Below are 12,343 nucleotides of genomic sequence, written 5' to 3' on the forward strand. Positions count from 1 at the left end.
CGATTCACCTCTTATCTCTTGTTTATCTGCCGATTTTTTGTCGCAGATAATCCAGTTGGCTCTTAATACTACCGTCGATCACTTGATGATTTGCTTCAACGATGACACCGCCTAAAATCGTTGGATCGATCGTTTCTTTCAATTGTGCCTGCTTGTACCCAAGCTTATCGGCGATTTGCTTTTCGATTTTGCTTTTTTGTTCTGCTGACAAAGCAACAGCCGTTGTGATCGTTCCGAGAACAAGACCTTGATATTCATCGTAACGACGTTCGTATTCATCAATGATCAGCAATAAATCAGCCATGCGATCATATTCGTAAACGATCTCCAAGAAATTTCTGACTAAACCTTCAAAGCCCTTCAGCAATTGATCGACTAATTGTCTTTTCTCATGAAGATCCAAACGGTTATCGGTCACGATTTGGCCGAATGTTGGAATTTCCTGATAAATCTGACGCAAGGTCAATAATTCTTGGTAAACTTCTGTCAAGCGCTGTTCTTCCATCGCCAATTCGAACAACGCTTTTCCATAACGTTTTCCCACTGTGAATTTATCGAGTTTCATTAACTGAACCCAATCCTTCGATATATTGATTGATTAGGGATTCATGATTTTCGGGAGTCAATTCGCGGCCTAAGATTTTTTCTGCGATTTGAAGCGAAAGTTCTGCAACATCATCTTTCACTTCTTTTAACGCAGTTTCTTTTTCAAGGGTGATATCTGAGTTTGCTTTTTCTTTCAAACGAGCCACTTCTTCTTTGGTCTCGCTCAAAATATTTTGCCGACTCAATTCCCCGCTATCTTTGGCGCTCTTGATGATCTCCGCAGCTTCAGAATGAGAACGTGCCAATTTTTCTTGGCGTTCTTTTTCTAATTTTGCTGCATTCAAGCGTGATTGTTCCGCTGAATCCAAATCATTGGCGATTTTATCTTCCCGTTTTTGCATCATGCTGCTGATGGCATCCCATGCAAAATGTTTCAATAAGAATAGCAAAAGAAGAATTGATCCGCTGACAACGATAATATTGCCAAGCATTGGATTTTGAACTTCCGCTATAACCAACTGATTTAGCATAACGATTCTTCCTTTCTGAAAGTCATTGTTTCATTAGAAAAAAGCAAAAACGAGTGCAATTGTTCGTTTCTGCCTTTTCGTGCTTGTCTTATCGGAAGACTAATAACAGCGCGATAACTACCCCTAGAATCGGTACAGCTTCGACTAACGCTACCCCGATAAACATTGTTGAACGTAGTTGACCTGACATTTCAGGTTGGCGTGCCATTGATTCGATCGTTTTTGCGATTACTTGTCCGTTACCATACCCTGCACCAATTGCTGCTCCGATAATTGCTAATCCTGCTCCAATAAAGTTCATTCTTTTTTCCTCCTAATTGTATGTCGATTCGATTAATGTTCTGCCACGATTTTGTGGCTCATAAATACCATGGTCAATGTAACAAATACATAAGCTTGGATCGCTCCAATAAAGAGCGAGAAGCCAATCCAGATCATTTCTAGCGGCATCACGATCGGCAATGACCACCAACCAAGACTAATAAACATGTTGGCAATCAATCCTAATAACACTTCTCCCGCGAATATATTCCCATATAAACGTAAGCCTAACGTGATGACATTCGTAAATTCTTCGATGATTTTTAGCGGCAATAAGAACCCCACCGGTTTCAAGTACGAATTGATCAAGTAATTTTTGAAGCCCAACGACTTGATCCCAAAGAAATGTGTCAAGGAAATAACCATAAGTGCAAGTGTCAATGTAACAAACGGGTCTGCTGTCGGACTTTTCCACAAGGTAATGTCATCTGTCGTCACAATTTTTGTGACTAACCCGATCTCATTTGCCACAAACACAAAAAGAAACATTGTTACACCGAGCAAATGAAAGTTGTTCACTTGAGATCCTGGTAGATTGTCCGCTACGATACCGCGAACAAAGTCAATGACCCATTCAATGAAGTTCTGCTTCCCTTTCGGTTTCATTTGCAGATTACGTGTACAAATAAAGACCACCAAAAAAACAATAATACAAGAAATGATTGTCATCATAGCTACAGTTCCATCAAACCATATAGGACCGATATGAAACATAAGCGATTTATCTTCCAATCTTTCTCACCTCTTTTCCTGTCATCTCCAGAAAAAAATCTGGTGTTACAATGCGTTTCCTCTCATAACAATCGGTATCATACCACCACGAATGGAAAATTTCAAAGCATTTTCAAGAAAATTAGACAAAAAACTCACAATGCCAAAAATCCTAAATTAAATGAAAAATCCCCGTGTCGCTATGTGGAAGAAAAAGCCTGTTATATCAACAGCTTTCCCTTAAATGCTACCAAATTTAGCGTGATTTTCAAAGCAATAACCTCTATCGGATTCTAAAAGAAGTTCTTAGAAAATTAGAAATTTCTAAGAACTCGGTCAATTTGTCTTTCTTGATCTTTGCGTTTCAAGGATTCCCGCTTGTCATATTCGCGTTTTCCTTTCGCTAAACCAATCAAAACTTTGGCATAACCATCCTTGATATACACCTTTAACGGAACGATCGTCATGCCGGTATTTTTTGTTTCGCCAATCAGACGAGCAATCTGCTTTTTATGCAGTAACAGTTTTCTTGTCCGTAGTGGATCATGATTAAAAATGTTTCCTTGCTCGTAAGGGCTGATATGCACATTGACTAAGAATGCCTCACCGTTACGAATACGTACAAAGCCGTCTTTCAAATTGATCCGACTGTTACGGATCGCCTTGATCTCGGTTCCCTGTAAGACGATCCCCGCTTCGATCGTATCGAGGATCGTGTAATCATGGCGGGCCTTTTTGTTTTGGGCGATTAATTTCCCTTCTCCTTTAGGCACGGGCCATCCCTCCAATTATTTTTTCTTGATTCCTTTGTAAAAAGGTTTTTTCTTTTTCACTTTGCCAGCTTTTTTCGGCTTGCCTTTGCCTGATTGCTCAAAGCGTTTCCCTTGGTTTTTCTCAGGGTTTCGTTGTTTTTTTCCACGGCGGCTAGCTTCATTTTTTTGATTGTTGTTACGTTTGTTGGCTTTTGGTGCTTGCAGTTTTTCAACTTCTTCTGCTGCTACCAGTTCGAAATCGATCTCTCTTGTTTCTGGATCAGCCTTTACGACTTTGATGCGAACTTTCTGACCAATTTTAAAGGTCAGACCTGTCCGTTCACCCACAAGTGCCAGATGGTTTTCCAAATAATGGAAGTAATCTTGCTTCAGATTATTGATATGGATCAACCCTTCAATCGTGTTAGGCAGTTCAATAAACAAGCCAAACTTAACGACGGAACTGATGATACCGTCAAACTCTTCTCCTACTTTATCGGCCATATACTCAGCTTTTTTAAGCGCATCGACTTCTCTTTCTGCATCGACTGCTCGTCGTTCCATTTGGGAGCTGTGCAGCGCGATGTCCGGCAAGATTTCAGCCCATTTGTTTTGGTTGGCTTCTGAGACATCTTCACTGTAAGATCGAATCAAACGATGCACGATCAAGTCGGGATAACGACGGATCGGTGACGTGAAGTGGGTATAATCTTCCGCTGCCAAACCATAGTGACCGACGTTTTCTTCAGAATACTTCGCTTGTTGCATACTTCTTAGTAGCATCGTATTGACAACCATTGCCTCTGGCTTATCTGCGACATCTTCAACAACTTTTTGCAATTGTTTTGGTGAGATCGAGCCATTGGTCTGCTTGACTACGATCCCTAAAGCAGATGCAAAATCAAAGAAGCGGCGCATTTTCTCTTCTTTTGGTTCCTCATGGATCCGGTAAATAAATGGTAAATGCTTCTGATTGAAATGACGCGCCACGGTTTCATTGGCTGCCAACATGAATGATTCGATCAATCGTTCGCCGACGCCCCGTGCTCGTAGAACGATTTCTTGCGGGTGTCCTTCTCCATCGACCAAGACTTTTGCTTCTCGGTCTTCAAAAGAAACTGCCCCACGTTTGATGCGCATCGCTTCTAACACGTGATGCAAGGCGGCCATATCATGGAACATCGGTACTAATTCCGCATATTCTTTGGTGGTTTCTGGATCATTGTCTTCAATGATTTGATTGACTGCTTGATACGTCATACGGGCACTTGTTTGAATAATACTTTGGAAAATATTGTAATCTGTGACGATCCCCTCTTGGTTGATCCACATTTCACAGCTCATAGTCAACCTTGGGACATTCGGATTCAACGAACAGATCCCGTTTGATAAACGCTGTGGGATCATCGGAATCACACGATCCGTAAGATAGACACTCGTTCCCCGATCAAACGCTTCTTTATCCAATGCGCTGTTTTCGGTCACATAATAAGAAACATCGGCGATATGCACGCCCAAATAGAAGCTACCGTCAGGCAATGCTTTTACGGTCACCGCATCATCCAAATCTTTGGCATCCGCTCCATCGATTGTTACAATCTGTTGATCTCGTAAATCCCGCCGTTCCGGAAAGTCGGCAGGATCGATCGTATCTGGTACTGCATCTGCCGCTGCTAAGGTTTCTTCCTCGAATTTTGTTGGAATCCCGTTCGCCACGACGATCGATAATATATCCATTCCAGGATCGTTTTTATGTCCTACAACTTTCGTGATCAACCCCTCTAAGCTTTTCGAATAGCCTTTTTCTGGGTAATGGCTGATCTCAACGATCACGATGCTGCCGTCTACTGGACGAATTCCTTGGGCGCCGATAAACACCTTTAAATCGCTTAGTTTTTTATCTTTAGGTTGAACAACGCCATATAGATCCGATTCTTCGATCTCTTTTTCGTCAAATAATGTAAACTCGCCGACCAACTGACTGATGGCGCGTTGTTTGATTTCTACGACCTTTCCCTCTGCGCCGCGATCTGAAAAAGGATCGGCAACATGCACGATGTCTACAGCAACGGTATCGCCGTCCATGGCATAGCCTGTTGCTTCTTTAGGGATATAAATATCGTCTTCTTCTTCATCCAACGTGACAAAGCCGAAGCCCCGCTCGTTGGCACGAAAGGTTCCTTCCACAAACACTCGTTTCATTGGTAATTTCACTTTGCCTTTTTTGTTAAAAATCACACTGCCTTCTCGTTCCATCGCCGCTACTGTCTGGACAAGATTCTTAAAGTCTGTACTTTTTTGAAGTCCTAGACCTTCAGCAATTTCTTCCATTGAAAAACTTTTTTTACGGCTTTCTTCGAGAAACTGAACAATTTTTGTTTTAATCGTTTCTGTCATAACTCACTCTTTCCAAGCAAGTGTTTCTAAGAAAGCAAACACATCCTGCTCTAATTTTTTCCGTTCTGGTCCAACTGTCACCACATGACCACTTTGAGGATACCATTGAAGCGTATAGGGAACATGGGACAATGCCGCTGCGGTTTTGAAAACCGTCTGTGGATCGATCATTTGGTCCCTTCCTGCTTGCGCCAGGAAGATTGGGCGCTCGATTTTTCCTAAATGCTCAGCTGTGGTTTGTCCGACTGTTTCGATTCCTTGCAGTTGTTCTCTGACCTTACGAGGGACTTCTGCCAATATTTCTTTTTGGGTCGCCTCATCTAAATCAGCGTAGGGTATGACCATTTCAGCATACTTTTCAAAATTGACTGGTACTTCGTTCTTGGTTTCAAATAACGGTGAGCAAAAAAGACCGCCGCCCATCAATGTTGGGTCTTGCGTCAAACGATCCATCGCTAAAATCCCACCCATCGAAAGTCCAAGAACGGTAACTTCCTCATAGCCTTTTTCTTTCACATAAGCAACTGCATCCGCAGCATCCTGCTGCCAAACAGTCATTCCTTGATTTAAGATATCATCTGGATTCGGTGTACCATGTCCAGTAAACATCGGTGTATAAACCGTGTAGTCTTTTTGTTCTAACGAACGACAAAGCATGCGCACATCGTTAGGACTACCTGAATAGGCATGGAACAAAATGACCGCTCGTTTGCCGTGTTCAGCAAAAACCGGTTTTGGTTGATTAAATGTTTTCATGTTTCCTTTCACCTCACGTCCAATTCTACCATAGTTAGCAAGAATACTTCGACAAATGCGATCAAAATCTTCCCGTTAAAAAGAAAAAAACCTCTCTTTACGAGAGGTTCGCTAACAAAGTGATTAGTTTGATGAAAGAAAAGCCAAAATAAAGAGCAAGACCATCCAAACAAAACCTAAAATGGCCGTTGAACGCTGCATCACCGCTTCAAATCCACGGGCTTTTTGCTTACCAAACAATTGATCTGCACCGCCGGTAAAGGCACTAGCTGCACTATTTTGCTTGCTAGGCTGCATCATGATCGTAATGACCATTAAAATCGAAATAACGATCACAGCAGTTAATAAGATGTTATACACGTTAGCTCCTCCTTGCTTGCTAAAGTCGTCCTTTCCATTTTAGCATTTTCCGCTGGAAATTACTACTCTCTTTTTGTCATTGACCGTTGCAGGACGGTTTAAAAAAAGACTGTCCTTTCTGACAGCCTTTTTCTCATAGATCACTTTCGTTCAAATCAGCGAACGAGTACGTCATCGTATTCTGGTTTTTCTTTGAACTCTTTGACCGCAAAGGAGCAGACAGGCATAATTTTTTTCTCTTCCCGTCTTGCTTTTTCAACAACCGCTTTGAGTAATTTTTGCGCCAATTGCTGTCCGCGATAATCAGGGTTGACGAAGGTGTGGTCTACTTCTAGAACATTATCTGGCGTTTCTTGCCATGTGATTTCTCCCACCTCTTTTTCTCCATCATACAAAGCAAAACGTTTATTTTCTTCTTTGATTTCCATTGCTTTCTTCCTTTCTATCAGACGATGTCTGTATTTTGTTTGATATTCTCAATGAATTGCAAAACGGTTGGCCAATATTCTGGTGCATCTTTCACTGCCTGTAAATGTCCCATATTCGCAAAGAGGACTTTTTGTTTCGGTCCAGCCGTTGCTTCCATTAAGGTATTGATCTCTTTTTCCGAAAGAAACGAATCTTTTTCTCCTTGTAAAAACAGCACAGGTAAATGGTTGCTGCCGACTTGTCGGGTCACCGAGATCTGCAAGAAGGGATAACCGACTAATTGTTTGCTATAGCGATTCGCTAAGCGCAAAAAGCGTTTGATCGGTAACCGAGAAAATTGCGGCAAACTTGATCGGATCGCACTGTAAACGGACGTATAGCTGCTGTCTGAGATCAACCCAGCCACTTGCACCGGCATGACTTCTCCACTAGCCAGCAGCAAGGTCGCAGCCCCCATTCCTAAACCATAGAGGAAGATTTGTGTTTGTGGGTCTTTTTCCAAAATCTTATCGATCCACAAAAGCAGATCCATCCGATCTAGCCACCCTAAACCGATCTCTTTGCCTTCACTGCGGCCATGTGCACGTAAATCAGGAACTAAAACATTGTAACCAGCAGACCAGAATTTCTCGGCTGCCTCTTGACAATCTGCTTGCCCATCACTGCGATACCCATGCAAGCAGATCACCCACGTTTTTGCACACTGATCAAAGACTTCCGCTGTTAGGATCAGATCATCGGCGGTCGTTACCGTACATTCCGAACCTTGTGTCCAAAAAGCCGAACTCTTTGTTGCGATCCGCTCTTTGTATGGAATCCCCAGTTTCTTTCTGCCTTCTTTTTCATACCATTCATTGTTTCGCATAATGATCGCCGAAACAAAATAGCGTACGCCCTTTTTCAAAACAGACGTGCGATATACATAGTACACCAAAAAACCAAAAATAAGCAGTAGTAGCAATAGCCAAACCATAGGATCCCCCCTTAATTTTAGTTTACCATTTACAATGGATTTCAGCCAAAGTTTTGTCGCAGGTCTTAATTAAGTCCTATACTTTTAAAAAAACTTTGCCCTGCTTATCTGTTAGAAGTCAGGGCAAAGTTTTGATTGGTTAACTATGTTTTCGTCGATAAAGTATGCCAACGCTTGTAACGAGTAAAATACTTCCAAGGATACTCCACACATAAGAAGAGCGCTCGTTTGTCTTAGGCAATCGTTTTTCAGTAGTCGCATGGTTTGCGTCATTCTTGTTGTCATCTTCCGGTTGTTTAGATGTATCTGGCTTTTTAGGTGATAACGGGACCTGCGGCTTTTTAGGATCACTCGGGGTTTTCGGTGTCTCTGGCCCTGTATAAGTGTTGACTAAGTTATAGCCATTTATTTTGGTGGTGTAATCTGGAACTTTTCCTTCTTGGATCGTGTAGGTATAGGCTTTTCCTTCGGGATCGTATTTTGGCAGCTTATCAAAGCGATAGGTCCAGTTGCCTTTTTTATCGGCTTTTACGATTTTTTCTGCGTATTTTTCGCCGTTTTGCATCAGATTGACAGTGATGCTTTCAGGGCGGGTATTGAACTTGTTGTCGTAGTCATTCCATGTCTTTGTTCCTGATACTTCTGTCGTTTCGGTGTTACGGTAGGTGTTGACTAAGTCATAGCCGTTTACTTTGGTGGTGTATCCTGAAACTTTTTCTTCTTGGATCGTGTAAGTGTAGGCTTTTCCTTCGGCATCGTATTTTGGCAGCTTATCAAAGCGATAGGTCCAGTTGCCGTGGTTATCTGATTTTACATTTTTTTCTGCGTATTTTTCGCCGTTTCGCATCAGCTTGACAGTGATGCTTTCTGGGCGTGTGTTGAATTGGTTGTCGTTGTCATTCCAAGTTTTTCTTCCTGAAACTGTGGTTGTTTCCGTATTGACTAGGTCATAGCCGTTTACTTCACTGATATATCCTGGAACATTTTCTTCTTGAATCGTGTAAGTGTAGGCTTTTCCTTTGGCATCGTACTTAGGAAGATTGTCAAAGCGATAGGTCCAGTTGCCGTGGTTATCTGACTTTACATTTTTTTCTGCGTATTTTTCGCCGTTTCGCATCAGCTTGACAGTGATATTTTCAGGGCGGGTGTTGAATTGGTTATCGTTGTCATTCCAAGTTTTTCTTCCTGAAACTGTGGTTGTTTCCGTATTGACTAGGTCATAGCCGTTTACTTCACTGATATATCCAGAAACGTCTGCTTCTTGAATCGTGTAAGTGTAGGCTTTTCCTTCGGCATCGTATTTTGGCAAATTATCAAAGCGATAGGTCCAGTTGCCTTCTTTATCGGCTTTTACGATTTGATTGTCGATCTCTTTACCGTTTTGCATTAATTCGACAGTAATACTTTCTGGTCGGATATTGAGCTGATTGTTGTTATCATTCCATGTTTTCGTACCTGAAACTGTTGTTGTTTCCGTATTGCGGTACGTATTGACTAGATCATAACCGTTGATTTCACTGGTGTATCCTGGAACATTTTCTTCTTGGATCTTGTAAGTGTATGCTTTTCCTTCGGCATCATACTTAGGCAGATTGTCAAAGCGATAGGTCCAGTTGCCGTGGTTATCTGATTTTACGACTTGCTTGGCGATTTCTTTATCATTTTGAATCAGTTTGACAGTGATGCTTTCAGGACGGGTATTGAACTTATTTTCATAGTCATTCCATGTCTTTGTTCCTGATATTTCTGTCGTTTCGGTGTTACGGTAGGTGTTGACTAGGTCATAGCCATTTACTTTGGTGGTGTATTCTGGAACATTTTCTTCTTGGATCGTGTAAGTGTACACTTTTCCTTCGGCGTCATACTTAGGCAGCTTATCAAAGCGATAAGTCCAGTTGCCGTGGTTATCTGATTTTATGACTTGCTTGTCGATTTCCTTATCATTTTGCATCAGTTTGACAGTGATGCTTTCAGGGCGGGTATTGAACTTATTGTCGTAGTCATTCCATGTCTTTGTTCCTGATATTTCTGTCGTTTCGGTATTGCGATAGGTGTTGATTAGGTCATAGCCGTTTACTTTGGTGGTATACCCTTCAACGGGTGTTTCTTGAATTGCGTAATCATAGGTCTGACCAGATTCGTCGGTTGTCGGTAGATCGGTAAATTCATAATGCCATTCCCCCTCTTTATTTGGGGTAACCGTTTTTGTTTGGAACACTTCACCGTTTTGCAGTAATTGAACCGTAATGCTTGTCGGACGGGTATTAAATTTGTTGTCATAATCGTCCCACGTTTTGGTTCCGCTGACTGTCGTTGTATCAAGAGACAGCAGGTGATTCATTGCAGCTAGTTTGATTATCGGTACAACTGTTTCATTGGCTTGAAGATCCCAGCGATGGGTTTCCGCATTGACCAATACCGTATCAGCAATGATACTGCCGTCAACATTTTGGTGGACATCAACTGTATCACCAACAGCCAAAATCGTTCCTTGGAAGGGACTATTAATCGAAATCATTTGATTTTCTGGCTGATTAATAAAATTCCACAGGATAACGGCATCATCAAAATCTTCTGTTTCATGACTATTGCGCGTCGTGCCATCTGTATATTCTAGTTTGATTTGCGACTTGATATTAACGGCACTTGCTCCTTCGGTATCCACATTGATGAGCACAGGAGACGTGCCTTTTGTTAGCCCTTTGATGGTAATAGGTGTATCTTTTTCTAATTCTGTTTTTGAAAGAGTAACGACTACCTTTTGATCTTCTTCATCAATAGTATCTGCCGAAAAGGAAATTGGTTTCTTGTCGACTAGATAACCGTCTGGCGCTTCTGTTTCAACAAAAGAATAATCCCCTTCTGGAAGATCCGTTTCGATTACTTGTCCATCATCATTTGTGACCTCTTCATCAACCTCTTTATGTGTCTTTTTATTTTGAAGTTCGTAAACACCGTCATCAAGCGGGTTGCCTTGTTCATCCGTTAAGGTCAAAACAACCTCTTGAGTATCATTTTCAGCACGGGCGGTATTGATGACCCGCTGATTATTATCAGTAAAGTCTTTGGTTACACCGGGTGTTTGCGGATAGGCTCCTAGCCTTTCTGACGTCGCCTGTAACGTTGAAAATACCTTTTTAAAATCTATATACGGTTCACTTGCGGATTGATCTTGGAAAACTTCGGAAGTTTTCAAGTGATCCATTCTCTGTCCATTTACAAAAACGGCAGGTTGTTGATTTTGATCTGCTAAATCTACTGTGACTGATGGGCCAAAGACAACTTTGTTTTTTCTGCTATCAGTTCCTGACACAAAAGAAGAATTTGCGATCGTATTGACCTTTTGAATATAATTGATTTCTGTTGCCAACGAACCATCCTGAACACTGGTTCCAAAATTGACATTGCCATTTAGTTCCCCCACTGCTAAGTTTCCGTTCGTGTGGGTATTTAGCGTCGCATGGTTAGCAAAAATATGAAAGAACTGGGCTTCCCCTAGAAGTGCGTCATCAACTTCTGGCACATCATTTTTAAAGATGCCGCCACTTGATAGTTGTGCAGCTGATGGCGCACTTGCTTGTGTATCAGGCGTAGATTCTATTGCTGTTGATGCGGTAGTTGATTCTGCTTGTGGTTTTGACTCGCTGCTTTTTGTTGCAGGCTGGTTTTCGGAAGCATCTGTTTGTTCCTGACTGTCAGCAAGCACTGCTTCGGCACTCGTTGCTTCTGTGGATTCATTTTCAGGTAGAACAACTGCTACATCTGTTGTATTGATGATGTCTTCTTTCACTTGTCCATTTTCTTCCTCTGTTTGAAGAAAGGCGGATTTGATTGTCAATGTTTTAAGAGCTTTTGTTTGAAACGTTAGCGTCATTTGGCTAAAGGAGCTGCTAGTAGTTTCTTCCATCAGCTGCTGTCTTTGCGGATCATATGTAAATGGCGTGCCGTTGCTTTGGATTGATTCTGGCAGAACCGTTTGTTCTCCTTCACTCAAACTGAATGCTAGTTGATTAGCAGCAGACTGCTGATTCTTTTCTACCTCGATCGTCCAAGTGATTTCTCCTGTGGTAGGATCTGGTAATGAGGTCACTTGCGCTGTGCCCTTTTCGTTTTGAAATAGGATTGTTTTGGGATTCTCCTCGGTGTCCGCATTGGCTGTGATGACTGATAATAAAGGCGCCAAATAGGATAACATAATTAAGGACAGCATGAACATTGGGTAAGCTATTTTTTTCACATAAGTACACATTTCTCTTCCTCCAAACAACAAATTTTACTCAGGTGATTATCCTAATCGGAAAAAAGAGAAAATGCAAAATGACCCAAATTTTGATTCTGTGAGAAAAATGAGAGCAAAAACCGAAAAATGGGTCCTGCTCTCAAGGAAATTTGTGAAAATGAAATAGGATTCCTTTTGTTTGAAAAACAATAGAATATTTTTTTCATGATAAATACTCATAATCCAGAAAGAATCTTTTGTTTGTGATAAAAGTTCTTTCATTGAAAACTCTTAAACATCAGGAGTGATTGGCTACTCGCTAAAATTTCACTTGTCAAAAAAAAATAAT

11 protein-coding genes are annotated in these 12,343 nt (G+C 41.5%); all 11 read right to left on the reverse strand.

Features of this window, described 5'->3' with window-relative positions:
• Positions 1-22 precede the first annotated feature (22 nt).
• Complete coding sequence (locus IGJ44_RS12440) at positions 23-565, reverse strand: F0F1 ATP synthase subunit delta (RefSeq protein WP_061053133.1); 543 nt, start codon at positions 563-565, stop codon at positions 23-25.
• Positions 552-1,076, reverse strand: a complete 525-nt coding sequence (gene atpF / locus IGJ44_RS12445; RefSeq protein ID WP_005228706.1) for a F0F1 ATP synthase subunit B — start codon at positions 1,074-1,076, stop codon at positions 552-554. Before atpF ends, IGJ44_RS12440 begins: the two co-directional genes overlap by 14 nt.
• A gap of 88 nt (positions 1,077-1,164) precedes the next feature.
• On the reverse strand, positions 1,165-1,377 hold the full coding sequence (gene atpE, locus IGJ44_RS12450) for an ATP synthase F0 subunit C (RefSeq protein WP_005228705.1): 213 nt from the start codon (positions 1,375-1,377) through the stop codon (positions 1,165-1,167).
• A gap of 32 nt (positions 1,378-1,409) precedes the next feature.
• A complete protein-coding gene (gene atpB, locus IGJ44_RS12455; protein WP_008380872.1) occupies positions 1,410-2,129 on the reverse strand; it encodes a F0F1 ATP synthase subunit A in 720 nt (239 codons plus the stop codon).
• A 293-nt stretch (positions 2,130-2,422) separates the two neighbouring features.
• A complete protein-coding gene (gene smpB / locus IGJ44_RS12460; RefSeq protein ID WP_008380870.1) occupies positions 2,423-2,881 on the reverse strand; it encodes an SsrA-binding protein SmpB in 459 nt (152 codons plus the stop codon).
• 15 nt (positions 2,882-2,896) lie between these two features.
• A complete protein-coding gene (rnr, locus tag IGJ44_RS12465; protein ID WP_167826959.1) occupies positions 2,897-5,257 on the reverse strand; it encodes a ribonuclease R in 2,361 nt (786 codons plus the stop codon).
• A 3-nt stretch (positions 5,258-5,260) separates the two neighbouring features.
• Positions 5,261-6,013 (reverse strand): alpha/beta hydrolase, encoded by a 753-nt coding sequence (locus IGJ44_RS12470; protein ID WP_430605753.1) that lies wholly within the window; start codon positions 6,011-6,013, stop codon positions 5,261-5,263.
• A 123-nt stretch (positions 6,014-6,136) separates the two neighbouring features.
• The gene (secG, locus tag IGJ44_RS12475; RefSeq protein WP_005228700.1) at positions 6,137-6,373 is read right to left on the reverse strand and encodes a preprotein translocase subunit SecG; all 237 of its coding nucleotides are present in this window, start codon (positions 6,371-6,373) and stop codon (positions 6,137-6,139) included.
• A gap of 155 nt (positions 6,374-6,528) precedes the next feature.
• Positions 6,529-6,801, reverse strand: a complete 273-nt coding sequence (locus IGJ44_RS12480) for a GNAT family N-acetyltransferase (protein ID WP_060792847.1) — start codon at positions 6,799-6,801, stop codon at positions 6,529-6,531.
• A 17-nt stretch (positions 6,802-6,818) separates the two neighbouring features.
• Positions 6,819-7,775 (reverse strand): alpha/beta hydrolase, encoded by a 957-nt coding sequence (locus tag IGJ44_RS12485; RefSeq protein ID WP_074536102.1) that lies wholly within the window; start codon positions 7,773-7,775, stop codon positions 6,819-6,821.
• A 139-nt stretch (positions 7,776-7,914) separates the two neighbouring features.
• Positions 7,915-12,024: a Cna B-type domain-containing protein gene (locus IGJ44_RS12490; RefSeq protein ID WP_270266675.1), complete on the reverse strand. Its 4,110-nt coding sequence runs from the start codon at positions 12,022-12,024 to the stop codon at positions 7,915-7,917.
• Positions 12,025-12,343 lie beyond the last annotated feature (319 nt).

Origin of the sequence: Enterococcus sp. DIV1368d, from assembly GCF_050542975.1 — a bacterium.
In the GTDB taxonomy this organism is placed as follows: Bacteria; Bacillota; Bacilli; order Lactobacillales; family Enterococcaceae; genus Enterococcus_D; species Enterococcus_D casseliflavus.

What these genes read in the sequence shown, in the direction of transcription:
- IGJ44_RS12440 (WP_061053133.1), bottom strand. Translation starts at nt 565, where the DNA reads ATGAAACTCGATAAATTCACAGTGGGAAAACGTTATGGAAAAGCGTTG.
- atpF (WP_005228706.1), bottom strand. Translation starts at nt 1,076, where the DNA reads ATGCTAAATCAGTTGGTTATAGCGGAAGTTCAAAATCCAATGCTTGGC.
- atpE (WP_005228705.1), bottom strand. Translation starts at nt 1,377, where the DNA reads ATGAACTTTATTGGAGCAGGATTAGCAATTATCGGAGCAGCAATTGGT.
- rnr (WP_167826959.1), bottom strand. Translation starts at nt 5,257, where the DNA reads ATGACAGAAACGATTAAAACAAAAATTGTTCAGTTTCTCGAAGAAAGC.
- IGJ44_RS12470 (WP_430605753.1), bottom strand. Translation starts at nt 6,013, where the DNA reads ATGAAAACATTTAATCAACCAAAACCGGTTTTTGCTGAACACGGCAAA.
- IGJ44_RS12480 (WP_060792847.1), bottom strand. Translation starts at nt 6,801, where the DNA reads ATGGAAATCAAAGAAGAAAATAAACGTTTTGCTTTGTATGATGGAGAA.
- IGJ44_RS12485 (WP_074536102.1), bottom strand. Translation starts at nt 7,775, where the DNA reads ATGGTTTGGCTATTGCTACTACTGCTTATTTTTGGTTTTTTGGTGTAC.
- IGJ44_RS12490 (WP_270266675.1), bottom strand. Translation starts at nt 12,024, where the DNA reads ATGTGTACTTATGTGAAAAAAATAGCTTACCCAATGTTCATGCTGTCC.